The sequence below is a fragment of the Ruegeria sp. YTSC004 genome, from assembly GCF_059609805.1.
Genome location: NZ_JBXWMJ010000002.1, coordinates 21,759 through 41,145, shown reverse-complemented (window position 1 = coordinate 41,145; position 19,387 = coordinate 21,759). Strand labels below are relative to the sequence as shown.

Below are 19,387 nucleotides of genomic sequence, written 5' to 3'. Positions count from 1 at the left end.
TCATACGGTTCATGTCCTCCCCCTAGCATGGACAACGCGTTCAGCCAAGACTTGAGTTCAATCTCAAGGTGGCGCACCCTTTCGGCCATGAGCCGAGAATTTGTCAATTCCATCTGCCGCACGTTTCCAGGCGCTGACCTTTCCGACCCTTGGGGCGGAGGCCATGATGCCTGGAAGGTTGGCGGCAAGATGTTTGCCTGCATCGGCACCGCCAACGATGGCGTGTCCGTCAAAACGCCTGATATCGAGACAGCTCAGATGCTGATCGAAGCAGGCGTCGGTACCAAAGCCCCCTATTTTCATCACAGCTGGATCCGCCTGCCGTTTGGCTGTGACGAGGATGAGATGCGTCATCGGCTGGCCACATCCTACGATCTGGTGCGGTCTTCCCTGACGAAAAAAGTGCAGTCCACTTTACCCCCACGAAGCTGATTGACATTTTCCAATGCCTCTGGCCCATTCTGCGCTGAAGACAAGATCGGAGCGTGCCATGAAACTGTCGCAGCGTATCACTCATCTGACCGGAGGTGGCAGTGATGGGTGGGATGTATTTTACCGCGCGCGCCGGATGATCAGCGAAGGGCACGTCATTACTGAACTCACCATTGGTGAGCATGACATTCGCACGCACCCGACCATTCTGGATGCCATGGATCTATCGGCACGTCAGGGAAACACCGGCTACGCTGTGGTGCCCGGGTCTGATTTGCTGCGCGATACTGTTGCCGCGCGCATTCAGGGCCGCACTGGTCAGAAGACAAGCCGAAACAACGTGTTGATCACCCCGGGCGGCCAATCTGCCCTTTTTGCTGCCCACGTGGCGGTGTGCGATCCCGGTGATGTCGGTCTGTATCTCGATCCCTATTACGCGACATACCCCGGCACGATCCGGGGCGCCGGTGCGACAGCCCGGGCCATCCAGACCACCGCCGAGGATGCATTCCAGCCGCGCGCGCAGCAGATCGATGCGGCGGCAGATGGTGCGGTTTCGCTATTGATCAACAGCCCGAACAACCCCACTGGCGTCGTATATTCGCGCGAGACACTGAACGGTATCGCAGGTGTCTGCCGTGACCGCGACCTGTGGCTGATCTCAGATGAAGTTTACGACACGCAGGTCTGGGAAGGTGAGCATATCTCACCACGTACCCTGCCCGGAATGGCCGAGCGTACCTTGGTCGTTGGTTCGATGTCCAAGTCACACGCGATGACCGGGTCCCGATGCGGTTGGGTGGTCGGCCCTGAAGAGGTGATCACCCATCTCATCAATCTGGCAACGCACACAACTTACGGCGTGCCCGGGTTCATTCAGGACGCCGCCAGTTTTGCTTTGAGCGCGGGTCATGATCTTGAAGAGGAAATCGCTGCCCCGTTCCGGCGTCGTCGCGCATTGGCGGTCGACATTATGGCTCAACAAAACATCGTCGGCCTGGTGCCCGCGCAGGGTGCGATGTACCTGATGCTGGACATTCGGGCCACCGGGATGAGCGGCGAGGACTTTGCCAACGCGCTGCTGGACACTCACGCAATTGCTGTCATGCCGGGTGAAAGTTTTGGCGAGGCGGCGGCAGGTCACGTGCGCGTTGCTATGACAATTGACGACGACCGCTTTGCCGCAGCACTCAGAACGATCTGCGAATTCGCAACCGGCTTGGCGGAAAGTCACGCGGCGGAATAGACGGCCTTAAAACCGGAAGGTTGTACGCAGGTTGAACACGTTGGCGTCAATATCGCCCTGGCTTCGTGTGACGTCGTTAAAATTCTGTCGCAAGGCCTCACCACTGATGACGAAATTGTCGCCGATGGGATAGGCAATTCCGATGCCGTACACTGCAGCGGTGTCATTTTCCGGTGACGCATCCAATCGGGCCGCGCCCACGACGACATAGCCCAAGGCCGGTCCGAAATCATAACCACCGCGCAACTTAAGGCGGGTCAGACTGTCCACGCTGCCTTCACCCTGCCCCAGATCAAGCGAGAGCCGGTTGTACTCCAACTCACCGCCAAGAACGAAATTACCGAAGTCATGATCATAACCGACAAGCGGGCCAAAAGTCGTGTCGTTTCCGCCAGAGCTATTTGGGCCATCAACATCCGCATAGCCAAAGCTGAAGCCCGCATACGCCCCTGTCCAATCCTCTGCATATACCGGTGCAATGCCGATTGTCAGGCAAGTGGTCATGAGGGCCATCAGGGCTTTCATCAACCTCTCCAAAATTCCTTGTAGCGCGCCCACCAAACGATAGGCTTCATCACATAAAACTTGGTCTGCAATCGTTAAAAATCCATTGAGATCACGGACCACTCTTAAATAAGTGATAGAAGCTTAACAGAATTTCCCACATTCGGGAAAAAACTTTACCCCACGGCAAGAACGTGATGCCGACAGGGCACAACACTTCGTTTTTGGCCCCTCAGGTCGCAAACAGGACAGATTGTGCACCCTCGTATTGAGAGAGTTCACATCACCAAATGAGGACCCGCATGCAAAGTGACGTTTGGAAGATTCGCCTGATCAGCCGTACCATTGGTGCGGATCGTGGGCGTGCCGCGCGTGGGCGGCCGGTTGTGGTCTGAGTACACTCACCCTGAACGTACTTTCTCGACCGGACCTAAAATTATGAACGAACAATCCCGAAATACATCGCGCAGCGGCGGTCGTGCCGCGCGCCGTGCAGCCCGTGCCACAGCGCTACCCGAACATCTGCGCCCGATCCGCCCCGGCATGGAGGGCGGCACGCTGAAGGTGCTGACCCCGGCGCAGATCGAGCGTATTCACCAGGCCGCGCTGACCGCGCTGGAAACAATTGGTCTGGCGGACGCTCCACAAAGCGGGATCGACTATCTTGTCGGCGCTGGCTGTATCTTGGGTGACGACGGGCGTATCCGCTTCCCCCGCGCTTTGGTGGAAGACACAATCGCCAAGGCCAATCGCTCGGTCACCTTGCATTCAAGGGATGGCAATTCCGATCTGGAACTGTCGGGCAACCGCGTCCACTTTGGCACTGCCGGCGCAGCTGTCAGCATGGTTGACGTGCACGGCCAGGAATACCGGGATTCGACCCTTCAAGACCTGCACGACGCGTCCCGAATCTGTGAACAACTTGAAAACATTCACTTTGTTCAGCGCCCAATGGTGTGCCGCGACATCGCCGACAACCTCGAGATGGATTTGAACACCGTCTACGCCACCACGTCCGGAACGTTCAAACATATCGGCACGTCCTTCACCGAACCCAGCCATGTGGCCCCTGCGATTGAGATGCTGCACATGATCGCTGGTGGCGAGGATAAGTGGCGAGAACGGCCCTTTATGTCGAACTCGAACTGCTTTGTTGTTCCGCCGATGAAGTTCGCGACCGAAAGCTGCGAGGTGATGGAAGAATGCATCAAGGCAGGAATGCCCGTTCTGCTGCTATCGGCCGGAATGGCCGGCGCCACCGCGCCTTCGACAATCGCCGGTGCTATTGCGCAGGCCACCGCCGAATGCCTGGCCGGGTTGGTTTATGTAAACGCCGTAAGTCCCGGCGCACCCGCGATTTTTGGCACCTGGCCCTTTGGCCTTGATCTGCGCACAGGTGCGATGTCCATCGGGTCTGGCGAACAAGCACTCCTGACAGCGGGCTGCGCCCAAATGCACCACTTCTACGACTTGCCGGGCGGCGCGGCCGCCGGTGCATCGGATGCGAAACTGCCCGACATGCAAGCCGGGTGGGAGCAGATGTGCTCGAACGTCATGGCCGGGCTTTCGGGTTTGAACATGGTGTATGAGTCCGCGGGCATGCATGCCTCGCTGCTGGGATTCTGCCATGAAAGCCTGATCCTCAGCGATGATTTAATCGGGCAAGCACAACGCTGTGTACGCGGCATCGAAGTGACGGACGAAACGCTGGCACTGGATCAGATGGCCGAAGTCTGTATCGGAGGACCCGGTCACTATCTGGGAACCGATGCAACGCTGAGCCGGATGCAGGCGGACTATGTCTACCCGACTTTTGGCGACCGGTCGTCTCCGAAGGAATGGGTCGAAATTGGCAAGCCCGATTTGATCGAAAAGGCGGTGAAGCGGAAGGAAGAGATTCTCTCGACGCCGTCTCCGGCCAGTTTCGATCCGCTTTTGGATGCCGAACTGCGCGGCAGGTTTAACATTTACTTGCCGGCGTAACCCATTGAAATATGGCGGCCCGTGGGGGTACGGGCCGCCGATGCCTTCGCGGGATTAACCGTTGCTGGGCGGTAGCAACCCTGCTTCCTGCGCGATGGCAATTTCATCTGCGTCCAGCGACCCGTCGCCGTTGGCGTCCATCGCCGAGAAACCATCGGCGTCAACTTCGGGCAGAACGGCCTGAACTTCTTCTATGGTCAGAACTCCGTCGCCATTGGTGTCCGCCGAGGACTGCGCGGCAGCCATCGCCGGCAGGCCCAATACGAATGCGGAAATGATTGCCAGGTTTTGCGGTTTCATTGTGATGCCTCCTAAGTGGTATTTGTGTGTGTTTTCGTCCGGACAGGCACCACAGACACCAAATCAATGAACGTCGTCACCCCAACCCGGCAACACGTCCTGTTTCGCGCCATTCTCCGCGTGTTTGTCCGAGTCGCGTCTGCAATCAACCGCTGGGCGAAACGTCCAATCCACGTTTCGGCGGTTCTTGCCCGATGCGCCTGTGCCGTTCCGGCAAGGCCCTGCCTAAATCACCGACTCGGAGGGGCAAAAAGAAAGGGGGCCGAAGCCCCCTGTCAGTTTCGCCATCCAGGCTCCATTCGTTGACCGCCCGGTGTTTTGTTTGCCTGCGGCCTGGACGTCGCATGGGACGAGCGCACCCGTCCCGTGAGAGAGTGGGAAAGAGCAAATATTCCGCCCCACCCTGTTCCCGGTCGACACGGGCATGTCGACCGAGTGGACCAAGGCGTATTTGGTAAGTCTCAACGCCTTGCTCCGTGTTCGTCGGGATCGGACATCCGAGGGGAAACCCTGATCCCTACACCCCGCCTGACGGGGCGTTTTCCTTAGCTACACCCGCTGGTCGCCCCGCAGGTATTGCACTTCATGCAGGTGCCATTGCGCACCAGCGTGTAGTTTCCGCATTCGCCGCAAGGATCGCCCTCGTACCCTTGCATCTTGGCCTTGGTCCGTGCGTCCATGCCCGTGGCAACGGCAGTTTCCGCAACCGGAGCTTCAAATTGCGCTGCCGGTTCTGCCATGCCGTTCACTTCGGGTTGGCCGCCGTTGAACACCACCAGATCCTGCGGCAGACGCTTGCGCAGATAACCGGTCGAGCTGATTTGTTTCAACACCTCCAAGGACTTGGACGCGGCGCTGTCGCTGATCTCAGATACGTTGGACAGACCATCTTCCTCGCCGCGGCCCAGATCATCAAATGTGGCACCTTCGGGTTTCACATGGGCCAGATCGGTGCGATCCAGATAGGACACGGCCAATTCGCGGAAGATGTAATCCAGGATCGAGGTCGCGTTCTTGATCGAGTCGTTGCCCTGCACCATTCCCGCCGGTTCAAACTTGGTGAAGGTAAAGGCGTCGACGAATTCTTCCAGCGGCACACCGTATTGCAGGCCAACCGACACTGCTATGGCAAAGTTGTTCATCATCGCCCGGAAGCCAGCGCCCTCCTTATGCATGTCGATGAAGATTTCGCCCAGCTTGCCGTCTTCGAACTCACCTGTCCGCAGATAGACCTTGTGGCCACCGACGATCGCTTTCTGGGTGTAACCCTTGCGGCGATGCGGCAGTTTCTCACGATGGCTGCGGATGATTTCCTTGACGACGACCTTCTCAATAACCTTTTCGGCGAGAACGACGGCTTTTTCATGGGCCGTGCCGCTCTCCAGCACCTCTGCCGCCTCGTCGTCATCCTCGACCAGTGCGGCTGCCAGCGGCTGCGACAGTTTCGAACCGTCACGATACAGTGCATTGGCCTTCACACCGAGCGACCAGCTGAGCTCATAAGCCTTCTGGCAATCCTCGATGGTTGCGTCATTCGGCATGTTGATCGTTTTGCTGATCGCACCCGAGATGAAGCTTTGGGCCGCGGCCATCATGGTGATGTGGCTATCAACCCCAAGGAAACGCTTACCTTTCTTGCCGCACGGGTTGGCGCAGTCGAAGATCGAATAATGCTCTTCCTTCAAGTGCGGCGCGCCTTCCAGCGTCATGGTTCCGCAGACATGGTCGTTGGCCGCGTCGATATCCGCCTTGGTAAAGCCCAGATGGCGCAGCAGATCGAAGGTCGGATCATTTAGCTTGGTCGCCGGGATGCCCAGAACGCCGGTGCAGAAATCCTCGCCCAGTGTCCACTGGTTGAAGACGAACCGGATATCAAAGGCGCTTTCCAGTGCGGCATCCACCTTGGCCAGCTCATTTGGGCCAAACCCGTGACCCGTCAGCGAGGTGTGGTTAATCCCCGGCGCGTTGCCGATGGTGCCGTGACCAACCGCGTAACCCACGATCTCTTCAATCTGAGACGAGGAATAGCCCTGCTTTTCCAGCGCCGACGGCACCGAGCGGTTGATGATCTTAAAGTAACCGCCACCCGCGAGCTTTTTGAACTTCACCAGAGCAAAGTCGGGCTCGATCCCGGTCGTGTCGCAATCCATCACCAGACCAATGGTGCCGGTGGGCGCGATTACCGTGGCTTGCGCGTTACGATAGCCGTTTTTCTCGCCAAGGCTCAGCGCCTCGTCCCAAGCCGACATCGCCAGATCGACCAGACGCTTGTCCGGGCAGTTGCCATGGTCCAGAGGCACCGGCTTCACGGCCAGTTTCTCATACCCATCGGTCACACCTTGCGAGGCACGGCGGTGGTTGCGGATGACGCGCAGCATGTTGTCTGCGTTGCGCTCATAGCCCTTGAAGGGTCCAAGCTCTCCGGCAATCTCGGCCGAGGTGGCATAGGCCACACCGGTCATGATCGCGGTCAGTGCGCCACAGATCGCCCGACCCTCATCCGAGTCGTAGCTGTAACCCATGTTCATCAGCAGACCGCCGATGTTGGCATAGCCCAGACCCAAGGTGCGGAAATCATAGGACAGTTGCGCGATTTCTTTGGATGGGAACTGCGCCATCGTGACTGAGATTTCCAGCGTCAGGGTCCACAGGCGCGAGGCGTGCATGTAGTCTTCCGCCTGGAACTCACCATCCTTGAGGAAGGTCAGCAGGTTCATCGACGCCAGGTTACAGGCCGTGTCATCGAGGAACATGTATTCCGAGCAAGGGTTCGAGCCGCGGATTGCCCCGTCTTCGGGGCAAGTGTGCCATTCATTAACGGTGTCATGGAACTGGATACCCGGATCAGCACAGGCCCATGCCGCATGGCCGACTTTCTCCCACAGATAGCGCGCCTTGACGGTCTTGGAAACCTTGCCATCCGTCCGGTTGATCAGTTCCCAATCCGCATCTTTTTCAACTGCGGTCAGGAATGCGTTGGTCACACGGATCGAGTTGTTCGAGTTCTGGCCCGAGACCGAGCTGTAGGCTTCCGAATCCCAATCCGTATCGTAGGTCGGGAACTCGATGCTGTCGTGGCCCTGCTTTGCATAATCAAGCACGCGCTTGATATAAGTCTCGGGGATCGCAACCTTTTTGGCCTCGCGAACCGCTTTCTTCAAGCTGTCATTCTTGTTGGGATCATACGCATCGTCCTGCGCACCATCCCATGAGCGGATGGCCTCGAAAATGCCGTTCAGCATCTTCTCGTGCATCTTCGATCCGGCAACGATCGAGGCCACCTTCTGCTCTTCGATCACCTTCCATTCGATGAATTTCTCGATGTCCGGGTGATCGGCATCGACGATTACCATCTTTGCTGCTCGACGGGTTGTCCCGCCTGATTTGATCGCGCCAGCGGCGCGGTCGCCGATCTTGAGAAAGCCCATGAGGCCCGAGGACTTGCCGCCACCTGACAGTGCTTCGCCTTCTGCGCGCAAGTGGCTGAAATTGGTCCCGGTACCCGAGCCGTATTTAAACAGGCGCGCCTCGCGCACCCATAGATCCATGATGCCGCCTTCGTTCACTAGATCATCATCAACGGACTGGATGAAGCATGCGTGCGGCTGCGGATGTTCGTAAGCGGATTTCGACTTGGTCAGCTTGCCGGTTTTGTAGTCGACATAGTGGTGACCCTGCGCAGGACCGTCGATTCCGTAAGCCCAGTGCAGACCGGTGTTGAACCACTGCGGGCTGTTCGGCGCGGCGCGCTGTGTCGCCAGCATATAACGCATCTCGTCAAAGTAAGCGCGCGCATCTTCCTCGGTCGAGAAATAGCCACCTTTCCAGCCCCAATAAGCCCAGGCTCCTGCAAGGCGGTCAAAAACCTGCTTCGAAGACGTCTCGCCATCAAATTCTGCGCCATCGGCGGGGACCGAACGCCACAGGAATTCGGGGACGTCTTTTTCCTTAACTTTCTTCAGCTTGGACGGGACGCCTGCTTTGCGGAAATACTTTTGCGCAATGACGTCGCTGGCAACCTGGCTCCAGCGCGTGGGCACTTCGATGTTGTCCAGGCGAAAAACGATGGTGCCATCCGGGTTTCGGATCTCAGACGTTGCTGAGACAAAGTCCAGTTCCGCATAAGCGTCCTGCCCCGGTTTCGTAAATTTCCTGTCAATCTTCATGTCCGCACGCCCTAGATTCAATCAACTTGTCTTTCAGCGTCAGGTCCTCAGACGCGGACCGATCGCCATGCCGTATAAAATTGGGCGCAATTGACCAGCCGCTGCATTCCGCAGCGCAAAACCGATCAAACGGTTGCACGTTACTATGATGTGCTTTCCGACCCTCGCCCTGTGCCTTATACTGGTTTTGGTACCAGATTTTGTGGCATCCCTTCCGGCCCATACAACTTGACGTATCGACCCATAGATCGTCAACGCCATTTTTAAGTCATTTTTGATATCTTTTGTGTTGACCCATTTCTGACAACTTGCTTCGGGACACCCTGTTCTGATTCCTCCACAGGTTCATCCACCACGTGCGCACGTCGATTCCCAAAACCTGCGGGTAAATTAACTGTGTTTCCCGGCACAGTTATCGGAATTTGATAATCTAACGCTAAGGTGTCTACGTTGAATGAGAATCACGAAGCGGTCATTTTGAACCGCGGCGCTGGGTAAACCGCCGGGCGCGATCACTCAAAGGGGAGCGGACAGATGTCGTTGTTACGTTTAATTCCGATTCTGGCCCTGATCGTGGCCTGTACACCACAAGATGTGCCCCCACCGGCGCGCAGCGCTCAATTCGACAGCTACCCCAAAAAACTGTTCGACACGTTCGAGATCAGTTGCGACGGCCCGGGCGAGCGCTTTGAAAAAACCGGGAATCGGGTATTTGAATGCACCGAGTTTCTGCCCCCGGACACAACCGCGTTTCTGATTCTCAACTATGACGGATACCCTCAGGACCTGCCCAAAAGCGTGATGCGGCTGACAACGACCAAGAACAACTCGGGCTACCGTGTCGATGCCGAGCTGTATTTCAACGTCCCACGCAAAAGCGGCCCGTCGGTCAAAGTACCAGTGGAAAGCGAAACGCTGGATAAGGCGCTTGGCGCGCTTTACCAAGCGTTGGGTGGATCGCCAACATAAGTGGAAGAAGTGGTCGGGGCGGCAGGATTCGAACCTACGACCCCCTGTACCCAAAACAGGTGCGCTACCAGACTGCGCCACGCCCCGAACCGTGCGCCTTCCTAACCATGCCAATCTGATTTGAAAAGCCCTAACAGGACCAAATTGCAGGACCTTGCGAAAAAATTTCGTGCCGCATGACGGTTCCGGGCTTAATTGAGTAGCGCGCGGCGAGTCCCGCGTTGATTTCGAGAACCGCAAAGACGGAATCGCCACCTTCGATTGGTGTCAGATCACCGGGAATCGCACCTTGATGAACATGCGTCACGGTCCCAGCCCTATCGATGAAAATGATGTCCAAGGGAATCAGTGTGTTCTTCATCCAGAACACCACCGGTTGCGGCGGGTCAAAAACGAACAGCATGCCCGAACGGTTTGGCAGCGACTCGCGGAACATCAGTCCACGCGACCGATCCTGCGGGCTAATCGCCAATTCGATATTGAATCGGATCTGCGCCGAGTCGTTCTTGATGTCGATCTGATCAGGCTTGCACGCAGCCCAGGTCATTCCGGACCAAAGCAACAAAATCGCTAATAGACCCGGAAGAAACTTTGGCATGAATCACTCAGTCGTCCAAAGCAGCTTCCCAGGCCAATACCTGAGCCGCCATACGTCCACGCTTGCCACTAATGACACGCATCGCGAGGGCCTCGCCCGGCTGCAGATCCGACAGGCCGGAGCGGCGCAGCACTTCGATATGCAGGAACACGTCTTCACCGCGGCCAAAAACATTGGCAAACCCAAAGCCTTTGCCTTTGTCGAACCATTTGACTCGCGCGGCCTCTAGCGGGGCAGCGGCGATCTCAACAGGATCAAGCTCGGCAAAATCAGCCAGCATCATCGTGTCCGTCCGGGCGGGCGGATCGACACTGATGACCTCAACCGCCTGAACACCACGGTCCGTGCGATGGGTCATGATTTCTATGCCCGCACCATCCGCGACCGAACTTTGGCCGAAATTGCGCAACACATTGACGTGCAACAAAATATCCGGACCGCCCTCATCAGACACAACAAATCCGAATCCCTTTGCAGGGTCGAACCATTTCACGTGTCCACGGACGCGGTACATGTTGTTCAGATCTTCTGGCACGGCGTTCCCATCGCGAAAATTGTCATTTCGTTAAGGGTCCGATGTGTATGGGAATGGCGCGCAAATTCAAGCTGAAAAAACCTTTTGTTTTCGGCCTCTTGCATTTCACGATACGCGAACGTCATGGATTCAACCTCTGTATCTGCCAGTCGGAACCCACTTGATCCCGCTGCCATCGGAACCTGTCGTGCAACCGAAAGGCCCCATCGGCCCAGAATTCGATTTCGGTTGGCACCAGCCGATAGCCGCCCCAGAACGGCGGGCGTGGCGGGTTCGGGCCCAACTTGGCTGTTACCTTGGCCACCTCGGCCATCAGAACCGAGCGACTGCTGAGAGGCTGAGACTGCTTGGACGCCCAGGCCCCCAATCGGCTTTTTAGCGAGCGGGACGCATAATACTCATCTGCCTGCGGCCCGCTTTCTCTGGTTATTGTACCACGAACTCGGATTTGCCGCCGCAGAGATTTCCAATGCATCACAAAAGCAGCTTTTCCGGCGCTGTCTAACTCGGCCGCCTTGGCACTTTCGTAGTTGGTGTAGAACACAAAAGCTGCCGGTTCGATCTCTTTCAGAAGAACCATGCGAACATTCGGCATGCCGTCCGAATCGACGGTCGCCAAAGCGATCGCATCCGGATCGTTCGGTTCATTCTCTTTGGCCTCAGCCAGCCACCGCCCCGCTATTTCAAACGGATCGGTGCCGGCAAATATGCCGCTACGTTCGCTCATTCCCATCCCCTGGAAACTAATAAAGTCCACCCTAGGGCGAGAACCCGCCACGGGCAAGAGCGCGCGGCCTTGATGCAGCGCACCCAATGGCATAAACCATCCCAACATAACGCGAAGACAGGCGGAGAACCAAACATGTCAAATCAGTTGATGGCCGGCAAACGCGGCCTCATCATGGGACTGGCCAATGATAAATCAATCGCATGGGGAATAGCCCGTGCTTTGTCCGAATCCGGAGCGGAGCTGGCTTTTTCATATCAAGGCGACGCACTTAAGAAACGCGTTGATCCACTGGCGGCACAGCTTGGCAGCGAAATTGTTCTGCCCTGCGACGTCAGTGACGAAGAATCGATTGATGCGCTCTTCACATCTTTGGAAGCGAAATGGGGCAAGCTGGACTTTGTTGTTCACGCCATCGGTTTTTCGGACAAGAACGAACTGCGGGGCCGCTACGTCGACACGTCGCGTGCGAACTTCAAACTGACCATGGACGTGTCGGTCTATTCCTTCACCGCCGTGATGCAACGGGCCGAGAAGATGATGTCCGAGGGCGGCAGCGCAATTACTCTGACCTATTATGGTGCTGAGCAGGTGATGCCGCACTATAACGTGATGGGTGTCGCCAAAGCCGCGCTTGAGGCTTCGGTCAAATACCTGGCCGAGGATCTGGGCAAGGACGGTATCCGCGTGAATTCGATCTCGGCCGGTCCGATCAAGACGCTGGCCGCCAGCGGTATCGGCGACTTCCGCTATATTATGAAATGGAACGAGTATAACTCGCCCCTGCGTCGCAACGTGACCATCGACGATGTCGGCAAATCAGCTCTGTATCTTCTGTCTGACCTCAGCAGCGGCGTGACCGGTGAAAACCTGCATGTGGATTCGGGTTATCACATTGTCGGCATGAAAGCCGTCGACGCACCTGACGTCGAAAAGGGATAAAGACATGAGCGCCAAGGATCGCCTGCCCCACGAAAAAGGGTTTCACATCAGCTGGGATCAGATTCACCGTGATTCCCGCGCCTTGGCCTGGCGTTTGGACGGGCAAGGCCCGGATGACGGCGCATGGCGCGCAGTTGTGGCCATCACCCGTGGTGGTATGGCACCTGCGATGATCGTCAGCCGCGAGCTGGACATTCGCACCGTCGACACAGTCAGCGTGCGCTCGTACCACCATCAGGACCAAGGCGAAGCCGAGGTGTTGAAAGCCCCCGATGCCCAGCTGATGGGCGACGGCGAAGGTATTCTGATCATCGACGATCTGGTCGACAGCGGCAAAACGCTGGAACTGGTGCGCGCAATGTACCCCAAGGCGCATTTCGCGACGGTTTACGCCAAACCCAAGGGGCGACCGATGGTCGACACGTTCATCACCGAGGTCAGCCAGGACACCTGGATCTTTTTCCCGTGGGATATGGCCCTGCAATATGTCGAGCCCTACCGCGGGACCGACTAAAAGGACCCTCTCAACCCACAAAGAGTGAGGCAAAGCCTTACAAAGGACAGGCCCGTCATGACCCAGTCCCGCACCACCGCGACATTTGCTCCTCCGGTCATGGAGGCGCGGCGCTGGTTGGACGGGGTGGAGTTTCCGGATGACCGTCCCCTGATCAACGTCAGCCAAGCGGCCCCAGTCGATCCACCGCCGCTGGCGCTGCGCGAAGCGATTGCCAGCTTTGCCGTGACCGAAGACAGCGCCCATCTTTACGGGCCGGTTCTGGGCAATCCAGCCCTGCGAACTGAACTCGCCTTTCAGATCGGGTCACACTATGACGCGCAGGTGTCCAGCGATCAGGTGGCAATCACCTCGGGCTGCAATCAGGCATTTGCGGCTGCGATCACAGCGATCACCGATCAGGATGCCGAGGTGATTGTTCCGACGCCCTGGTACTTTAATCACAAGATGTGGCTGGACATGGCCGGGGTTCGGACGGTGGATCTGCCAACCGATGACGCCCTGCTGCCCGATCCGGACGCAGCCTGTGCTCTGATCACCGACAAAACCCGCGCCATCGTTCTGGTGACCCCGAACAATCCCGGCGGAGTGGAATACCCTGCCCCTTTGGTGCGCGCATTCTTTGATCTTGCGCAGGAGGTCGGCATCCGGCTGATCGTGGACGAAACATATCGGGACTTCGACAGCCGCAGCGGCCCACCGCATGACCTGTTCGCCCAGCCTGACTGGGATCAAACCCTGATCCACCTCTATTCCTTTTCCAAAGCATACAGGCTGACCGGCCACCGTGTCGGCGCGATTGCGACCGGCACTGACCTGCTATCCGAGATTGAAAAGTTTTTGGACACAGTCGCCATCTGCCCAAGCCAGATCGGCCAGCACGCAGCCCTTTGGGGAATGCAGAACCTGTCGCAATGGCTGGCAGGAGAACGGGATGAGATCCTCGACCGCCGCGCCGCAATTGCCGAGCTGTTGCCAAGCCTGACGGACAAGGGTTGGCGGCTGCTGGGTCTGGGCGCTTATTTCGCCTATTTCGAACACCCGTTCGATATCCCATCGGACGAACTGGCCCAACGACTGGTCCCCGAGGCCGGTATCCTGCTGCTGCCCGGCACAATGTTCATGCCCGAAAATGATGCGGCCGGAAAACGTCAGGTTCGTATCGCATTTGCCAATCTGGACCGCGCCGGATTGGGGCAATTGTTCGAACGGCTGGCTGCTCTGTCCTTCTGAGCTTGCTCCCCGACGGTGCGCGTCGTATTCAGGGCCGCAACCGACAGGGCAGTTACCTGCCGACAAAAGCACGAAGAGGGCACAATGGCCGCAGGCGTAAAAAAGTTATCAAAGACCTTTGTCTGGATTCTCATGGGCCTTTTGATGCTCGGACTTGCAGGGTTTGGCGCAACCAGCCTCTCTGGCACCGTGCGTTCGGTGGCCCAGGTCGGGAATGAGGATATCTCGGTTGATGACTATGTCCGCGAGCTGCAGCGCGAAATTCGCGCGGTTGAACAACAGACAGGCCAGCCTTTGCAAATGTCGCAGGCCATTGAGTTTGGTCTGGATCGTCTTGCCTTGTCGCGCCTGACGGCTTTAGCAGCGCTGGACAATGAGGTCGGTATGCTGGGCATCTCGATCGGCGATGAGAACCTGCAGGAAGAAATTGTTGCGATTCCGGCTTTTCAGGGCGTCAACGGCACATTTGACCGCGACGCGTATCAGTTCCAACTGGAACAGGTCGGCATGTCAGACACCGAGTTCGAATCGGACCTGCGCAAGGAAACATCCCGCACAATCGTGCAGAGTGCCGTGGTTAGCGGTGTGAAGATGCCCGAAACCCTCACGCAGGTGTTGACCGACTACGTTGGTGCCCGCCGCAGCTTTACCGTCGCAACTTTGGCGCCTGACGCCCTGCCCGCACCTGTTGCCGCCCCGACCGACGAGCAGGTCCAAACGTTTTATGATGAGAACACCGAGCTGTTCGCCCTGCCGCGCACCAAAAAGCTGACGTATGCGATCCTGTCACCCGAAATGCTGCTCGACGACGTGGAAGTCGACGAGGATTCGGTAAAGCGTTTGTACGAACAGCGCGCAGCTGAATTCCAACAGCCCGAGCGTCGCCTAGTTGAACGCCTGACCTTTCCGGATCAAGAAGCAGCACAAACTGCCATGGCTCAGCTAGAGGTCGGCGGTGCAACCTTCGAACAACTGGTTCGGGATCGCCAACTTGAGCTCAGCGATATCGACCTTGGCGACGTCACCCGCGAGGATCTGGGCGAAGCAGCCGATGGTGTCTTTGCTGCCGATCTGGACGCTGTTATCGGCCCGCTGCCTTCCACCTTCGGACCGGCGCTGTTCCGCATCAATGGCTCGCTTGCCGAAAACAACACGTCGTTTGAAGATGCCGCCCCTGCCCTGCGCGAGGAATTGGCAGCCGATCGTGCCCGCCGCCAGATTGAGGCGCAGGCCGAGGATATCAATGACCTGCTGGCCGGTGGCGCGACTTTGGAAGAACTGGCGTCCGAGACCGAAATGGAGTTGGGCCAAATCGACTGGAGCGCGCAAACCGGTGAAGGCGTCGCCGCCTATGACGGGTTCCGCAGCGCAGCCGAAGCCGTGCAGGATGGCGACTTTCCCGAGGTCGCGTTTCTTGAAGATGGCTCGATCTTTGCCCTGCGTCTGAATGAGGTTCTTGAACCCCGGCCGGAACCGATTGATTCTGCGCGTGACCGCGTTGTTGCCGCCTGGACCCAGGCCGAAACCAACAAGGCGTTGGAAGAACAGGCAAATGCTGTTCTGGAGCAGGTGCAGACCGATGGTGAGTTTACGGCTACCGGATTGCCGTTCCGCGTCGAAAACGCCCTGACCCGCACGGCCTTTTTGGAAGATGTACCTGCAGACTTCATGACTCAGGTCTTTGAAATGGAGCAAGGTGACCTGCGCGTCATTCCCGGTGCCGGAACCGCGTTTATCGTGCGTCTGGATGAACTGTTGCCACCTGCCGAAACAGATGAGCTGCGTCAGGTCCAAGCGGCCCTTACCGCGCAGCTGGATCAGGCTTTGGCACAGAACATCTTTGATGCGTTTGTCCGCGATGCACAGGTCCGTGCCCGTCCCGTCGTAGATCAGCAGGCCCTGAATGCTGTTCAGGCGAGCTATTAAAAGAGACTGAATATGGCGCTGACCCCCGACTTCGACAGCTTCGCCCGCGCTTATGAGGCAGGCGAGAATCAGGTTGTCTACACACGCTTAGCCGCTGATCTGGACACGCCGGTTTCCTTGATGCTCAAGCTGACAGGCGCGCAGAAAGACGCGTTCATGTTGGAATCGGTCACCGGTGGTGAGGTTCGTGGCCGCTATTCGATCATCGGGATGAAGCCGGACCTGATCTGGCGCTGCCAAGGCGAGACGTCCGCGCTGAACCGCTCGGCGCGGTTCGACCCCGATGCGTTCTCGCCCCAAACCGGCAACCCGATGGATAACCTGCGGGCGCTGCTTGCGGAAAGTAAGATCGACCTGCCGGACGACCTACCCCAAGCCGCAGCCGGGCTGTTTGGCTATCTCGGCTATGACATGGTGCGGCTGGTGGAATACCTGCCTGATGTGAACCCTGATCCGCTCGGCCTGCCTGATGCCATCATGCTCAGACCCTCGGTCATTGCTGTGCTGGACGGCGTCAAAGGCGAGGTCACGGTTGTGTCGCCTGCATGGGTCAGCGAAGGGCAATCGGCCAAGGCTGCTTATGCACAGGCCGCAGAACGTGTTATGGACGCAGTACGCGATCTAGAACGTGCCATGCCCGCCGAAACTCGCGATCTTGGGGATGCTTCCGAGGTGGCTGCGCCAGTGTCGAATTTCACCAAATCCGGCTATCTGGAAGCGGTCGAAAAGGCCAAGGAATACATCCGCGCGGGCGACATCTTTCAGGTTGTTCCGGCGCAGCGCTGGACGCAGGATTTTCCGCAACCTCCCTTCGCGCTCTATCGTTCGCTTCGGCGCACGAATCCATCGCCCTTCATGTTCTATTTCAACTTCGGCGGCTTTCAGGTCGTGGGCGCCAGCCCCGAGATTCTGGTCCGCGTCTTTGGCGATGAGGTCACGATCCGCCCCATCGCCGGCACTCGGCCACGCGGCGCGACCCCCGAAGAGGATAAAGCCAACGAAATTGATCTTCTGGCCGACAAGAAAGAGCTGGCCGAGCATCTGATGCTGCTGGATCTGGGCCGAAACGACACCGGGCGCGTGGCAAAGATCGGCACTGTGCGCCCAACCGAAGAGTTCATCATTGAACGCTACAGCCACGTGATGCACATCGTCTCCAACGTTGTTGGTGAGTTGGCCGAAGACAAAGACGCGCTAGATGCTTTCTTTGCCGGAATGCCTGCAGGCACCGTTTCAGGCGCGCCCAAGGTCCGCGCAATGGAGATCATCGACGAGCTCGAGCCCGAAAAGCGCGGCGTTTACGGCGGTGGTGTGGGGTATTTCAGTGCTGGCGGCGACATGGATATGTGTATCGCCCTGCGTACGGCCATCGTGAAAGACCATAAGCTTTATATTCAGGCAGGCGGAGGCGTGGTCTATGACAGCGACCCCGAGGCCGAATTCATGGAAACCGTCCACAAATCGAACGCCATTCGGCGTGCGGCTGCAGACGCGGCCCGATTCACCGGCTCTGGCAACTCTTAAAGAATAGCGGCTGACCTCATGGTCAGCCGTTTTTCATCTTCAGCCTTACTGAGCTTCTTGCGTCATGACCGCTGAAATCGGGGCCATGGCCACGCGGCCACCGCGATCTTCCAGCCCCCATAACAACAGGGCCGAGATCGTGTCCGGGCGCAGCCGTCCCAACATGACGACAGTTCCCTGCTGGCCAGCCCGGAACGCCGCTTGATCCAAGAAACGTCGCATGATCGTGGGGTCCTGACGGGCACCGTCGATGTCGCGAAAGATGACCCCGGAAGGGATGCCATTGCGAGCGGCCAGTTTCTGGACAGTGTTCAGGCCATTATCCTGGGTGATAAGCCCGCGCCCGGTATCACCGGCAATTGCGGCCACCTGATCGGCCAATTTGCGATTGCCCTGAATGCCGGTTCCCACGCCTTCCAGAATACCAACGGTTTCCGGCAGAGTGTCCAGCCACACAGCCATCGAAACCTCAGCATCTTGTGCGCTGGCCGCCTTGGGCAAGTCGGCAAGGGCCAGAACCTCGAAACCCGCTGCGCGATGGCGGGCCATTTTTTCGGCCGCATCGGGGTCAGACGGGCTGACGGCAAAGCTCAATGGGTATGGGAAATCCTTCAACGCCTCGGCTCCAAAGGCCCCTTCATCATCAATCAAAATGATCGACATAAGCGGTTTGGCCTCGGGGTTTTCGAACTTGGCGGCATAGGCATCAATTGGCTTACCGGGCAGAAGTACCGCGGGTTGCTCGTCCGCTGAAACCGGCGCGTCATCGCGTTCAGTCAGCGGGACGACTCGTTTACCAACGGTCAGACCGTCGGCATCCGTTTCTTCACCGCCGATCTGTGGGACCGCTGCGATCCGGGGCAGCTTTTTGAGCTGTGGGTCTTCTTCCCCTTCTACGGCAATCGGGTTTTCCTCAAGCGGATCGACCTCGGGCTCCAGGGGTTCGATTGCCGTGGGTTCAGGCTGCGGCTCGGGTTCCGGTTGAACCGCTGCGACCTCGGGCTCGGGCTGAGGTTCTGGTTCGATTTCAGTTTCGGTGACTTCCGGCAACGGCTCTGCGATTTCAGGCTGGGTCTCTGTCACCTCGGGCTGCACCTGTTCCACTTCCGGTTCGGGCAGTATTTCCAGGACTTCGGGCGCGGGCTGCGGCTCAACCTCGGCAATGGTCTCTTCTTGCTTGGGTGCAACCGGCGGTTCCGGCGCGGTTTCCGAAATGATCGGCTCACCTTCGGTGCTCGGCAATGGTTGCAATTGCGCAGGCGACTGCGGCACAACCGGAGCCTCGTTTGATGTGGTTACCTCAACCGTTTCAGGTATTTCGACCCCTTCGACCTGCGTGACGACCTCACTGATCGTCGGCTCAGAGTCTGGCACAGTCTCTACATCCGCCAGCCCTGCAAGATTGTCCGTTTGATCCCCGGACGCATCGGATGTCACCGGCGCCGCGGTTACCAGATCGGCATCTGCCACCGTCTCAGCCGCTTCGGCGCTGACCTCGGGGGTCGCAGCCGGTGCCGGCTCGGGGGCCTCGGCGTTTACAACCGGTTTCCGGGTCAAAGGGGTATTCAGGGATAGTACCACACCAAGCAGACCAACAACGACCGCCCCTGCGATCATCCCGCCTAAAAATCCGCCCATCTTAACTGCCTCTCGCCTTCATCCTGCTTCGATCGCCTCAACGCCGTTTACCGCGCCTTTGGCCTGCGATTGCGCCCTGAACAGGATGTCCTCTTGACGCTGCCCCGCAAGCCTGAGCATGTATGTCCCGACATTATACCGTGGCCAGGG

16 protein-coding genes and 1 tRNA gene are annotated in these 19,387 nt (G+C 58.0%); 9 read left to right on the top strand and 8 right to left on the bottom strand.

What is annotated here, in order from left to right; genetic code table 11:
• Positions 1-87: 87 nt before the first annotated feature.
• Both AC2FFP_RS03875 and AC2FFP_RS03870 read left to right on the top strand, forming a co-directional pair.
• Positions 88-432, top strand: coding sequence for an MmcQ/YjbR family DNA-binding protein (locus AC2FFP_RS03875; RefSeq protein ID WP_496727150.1), 345 nt, complete (start codon positions 88-90; stop codon positions 430-432).
• Between the two features lie 58 nt (positions 433-490).
• A complete protein-coding gene (locus AC2FFP_RS03870; RefSeq protein WP_496764707.1) occupies positions 491-1,678 on the top strand; it encodes a pyridoxal phosphate-dependent aminotransferase in 1,188 nt (395 codons plus the stop codon).
• 6 nt (positions 1,679-1,684) lie between these two features.
• On the opposite strand, the gene AC2FFP_RS03865 is transcribed toward AC2FFP_RS03870, so the two are convergent.
• The gene (locus AC2FFP_RS03865) at positions 1,685-2,203 is read right to left on the bottom strand and encodes an outer membrane protein (RefSeq protein ID WP_496727152.1); all 519 of its coding nucleotides are present in this window, start codon (positions 2,201-2,203) and stop codon (positions 1,685-1,687) included.
• 417 nt (positions 2,204-2,620) lie between these two features.
• Here AC2FFP_RS03865 and AC2FFP_RS03860 point away from each other — a divergent pair, with 417 nt between their 5' ends.
• A complete protein-coding gene (locus tag AC2FFP_RS03860) occupies positions 2,621-4,165 on the top strand; it encodes a trimethylamine methyltransferase family protein (RefSeq protein ID WP_496880736.1) in 1,545 nt (514 codons plus the stop codon).
• A gap of 54 nt (positions 4,166-4,219) precedes the next feature.
• Here AC2FFP_RS03860 and AC2FFP_RS03855 read toward each other — a convergent pair whose 3' ends face one another.
• On the bottom strand, positions 4,220-4,465 hold the full coding sequence (locus AC2FFP_RS03855; protein ID WP_108859061.1) for an EF-hand domain-containing protein: 246 nt from the start codon (positions 4,463-4,465) through the stop codon (positions 4,220-4,222).
• Between the two features lie 545 nt (positions 4,466-5,010).
• The gene (locus AC2FFP_RS03850; protein WP_496843788.1) at positions 5,011-8,631 is read right to left on the bottom strand and encodes a vitamin B12-dependent ribonucleotide reductase; all 3,621 of its coding nucleotides are present in this window, start codon (positions 8,629-8,631) and stop codon (positions 5,011-5,013) included.
• Positions 8,632-9,165: 534 nt separating this feature from the next.
• Between AC2FFP_RS03850 and AC2FFP_RS03845 the strand changes: the two genes are divergently transcribed.
• On the top strand, positions 9,166-9,600 hold the full coding sequence (locus tag AC2FFP_RS03845; protein ID WP_496727156.1) for a hypothetical protein: 435 nt from the start codon (positions 9,166-9,168) through the stop codon (positions 9,598-9,600).
• A 10-nt stretch (positions 9,601-9,610) separates the two neighbouring features.
• On the opposite strand, the gene AC2FFP_RS03840 is transcribed toward AC2FFP_RS03845, so the two are convergent.
• The 4 genes from AC2FFP_RS03840 to pdxH all read right to left on the bottom strand — a co-directional run bounded on the left by AC2FFP_RS03840 (position 9,611) and on the right by pdxH (position 11,460).
• Positions 9,611-9,687: transfer RNA gene (locus tag AC2FFP_RS03840), tRNA-Pro, on the bottom strand.
• Positions 9,688-9,730: 43 nt separating this feature from the next.
• Entirely contained in the window at positions 9,731-10,198 is a 468-nt protein-coding gene (locus AC2FFP_RS03835; RefSeq protein ID WP_496727157.1) for a DUF192 domain-containing protein, read from the bottom strand.
• A gap of 7 nt (positions 10,199-10,205) precedes the next feature.
• On the bottom strand, positions 10,206-10,712 hold the full coding sequence (locus tag AC2FFP_RS03830) for a cold-shock protein (protein WP_369934646.1): 507 nt from the start codon (positions 10,710-10,712) through the stop codon (positions 10,206-10,208).
• A 142-nt stretch (positions 10,713-10,854) separates the two neighbouring features.
• Positions 10,855-11,460, bottom strand: coding sequence for a pyridoxamine 5'-phosphate oxidase (gene pdxH, locus AC2FFP_RS03825; protein ID WP_113790196.1), 606 nt, complete (start codon positions 11,458-11,460; stop codon positions 10,855-10,857).
• Between the two features lie 135 nt (positions 11,461-11,595).
• Between pdxH and fabI the strand changes: the two genes are divergently transcribed.
• The 5 genes from fabI (at position 11,596) to trpE (ending at position 17,599) form a co-directional block, all read left to right on the top strand.
• A complete protein-coding gene (gene fabI / locus AC2FFP_RS03820; RefSeq protein WP_496764700.1) occupies positions 11,596-12,402 on the top strand; it encodes an enoyl-ACP reductase FabI in 807 nt (268 codons plus the stop codon).
• A gap of 4 nt (positions 12,403-12,406) precedes the next feature.
• On the top strand, positions 12,407-12,916 hold the full coding sequence (gpt, locus tag AC2FFP_RS03815; RefSeq protein WP_113790194.1) for a xanthine phosphoribosyltransferase: 510 nt from the start codon (positions 12,407-12,409) through the stop codon (positions 12,914-12,916).
• Between the two features lie 57 nt (positions 12,917-12,973).
• Positions 12,974-14,149, top strand: a complete 1,176-nt coding sequence (locus tag AC2FFP_RS03810) for an aminotransferase (protein ID WP_496843786.1) — start codon at positions 12,974-12,976, stop codon at positions 14,147-14,149.
• Between the two features lie 84 nt (positions 14,150-14,233).
• The gene (locus AC2FFP_RS03805) at positions 14,234-16,075 is read left to right on the top strand and encodes a peptidyl-prolyl cis-trans isomerase (protein WP_282168234.1); all 1,842 of its coding nucleotides are present in this window, start codon (positions 14,234-14,236) and stop codon (positions 16,073-16,075) included.
• A gap of 12 nt (positions 16,076-16,087) precedes the next feature.
• Complete coding sequence (trpE, locus tag AC2FFP_RS03800) at positions 16,088-17,599, top strand: anthranilate synthase component I (RefSeq protein ID WP_496695605.1); 1,512 nt, start codon at positions 16,088-16,090, stop codon at positions 17,597-17,599.
• 45 nt (positions 17,600-17,644) lie between these two features.
• Here trpE and AC2FFP_RS03795 read toward each other — a convergent pair whose 3' ends face one another.
• Positions 17,645-19,237, bottom strand: coding sequence for a divergent polysaccharide deacetylase family protein (locus AC2FFP_RS03795; RefSeq protein WP_496695608.1), 1,593 nt, complete (start codon positions 19,235-19,237; stop codon positions 17,645-17,647).
• Positions 19,238-19,387: the final 150 nt, after the last annotated feature.

What these genes read in the sequence shown, in the direction of transcription:
- AC2FFP_RS03875 (WP_496727150.1), top strand. Translation starts at nt 88, where the DNA reads ATGAGCCGAGAATTTGTCAATTCCATCTGCCGCACGTTTCCAGGCGCT.
- AC2FFP_RS03870 (WP_496764707.1), top strand. Translation starts at nt 491, where the DNA reads ATGAAACTGTCGCAGCGTATCACTCATCTGACCGGAGGTGGCAGTGAT.
- AC2FFP_RS03865 (WP_496727152.1), bottom strand. Translation starts at nt 2,203, where the DNA reads ATGAAAGCCCTGATGGCCCTCATGACCACTTGCCTGACAATCGGCATT.
- AC2FFP_RS03860 (WP_496880736.1), top strand. Translation starts at nt 2,621, where the DNA reads ATGAACGAACAATCCCGAAATACATCGCGCAGCGGCGGTCGTGCCGCG.
- AC2FFP_RS03855 (WP_108859061.1), bottom strand. Translation starts at nt 4,465, where the DNA reads ATGAAACCGCAAAACCTGGCAATCATTTCCGCATTCGTATTGGGCCTG.
- AC2FFP_RS03850 (WP_496843788.1), bottom strand. Translation starts at nt 8,631, where the DNA reads ATGAAGATTGACAGGAAATTTACGAAACCGGGGCAGGACGCTTATGCG.
- AC2FFP_RS03845 (WP_496727156.1), top strand. Translation starts at nt 9,166, where the DNA reads ATGTCGTTGTTACGTTTAATTCCGATTCTGGCCCTGATCGTGGCCTGT.
- AC2FFP_RS03835 (WP_496727157.1), bottom strand. Translation starts at nt 10,198, where the DNA reads ATGCCAAAGTTTCTTCCGGGTCTATTAGCGATTTTGTTGCTTTGGTCC.
- AC2FFP_RS03830 (WP_369934646.1), bottom strand. Translation starts at nt 10,712, where the DNA reads ATGTACCGCGTCCGTGGACACGTGAAATGGTTCGACCCTGCAAAGGGA.
- pdxH (WP_113790196.1), bottom strand. Translation starts at nt 11,460, where the DNA reads ATGAGCGAACGTAGCGGCATATTTGCCGGCACCGATCCGTTTGAAATA.
- fabI (WP_496764700.1), top strand. Translation starts at nt 11,596, where the DNA reads ATGTCAAATCAGTTGATGGCCGGCAAACGCGGCCTCATCATGGGACTG.
- gpt (WP_113790194.1), top strand. Translation starts at nt 12,407, where the DNA reads ATGAGCGCCAAGGATCGCCTGCCCCACGAAAAAGGGTTTCACATCAGC.
- AC2FFP_RS03810 (WP_496843786.1), top strand. Translation starts at nt 12,974, where the DNA reads ATGACCCAGTCCCGCACCACCGCGACATTTGCTCCTCCGGTCATGGAG.
- AC2FFP_RS03805 (WP_282168234.1), top strand. Translation starts at nt 14,234, where the DNA reads ATGGCCGCAGGCGTAAAAAAGTTATCAAAGACCTTTGTCTGGATTCTC.
- trpE (WP_496695605.1), top strand. Translation starts at nt 16,088, where the DNA reads ATGGCGCTGACCCCCGACTTCGACAGCTTCGCCCGCGCTTATGAGGCA.
- AC2FFP_RS03795 (WP_496695608.1), bottom strand. Translation starts at nt 19,237, where the DNA reads ATGGGCGGATTTTTAGGCGGGATGATCGCAGGGGCGGTCGTTGTTGGT.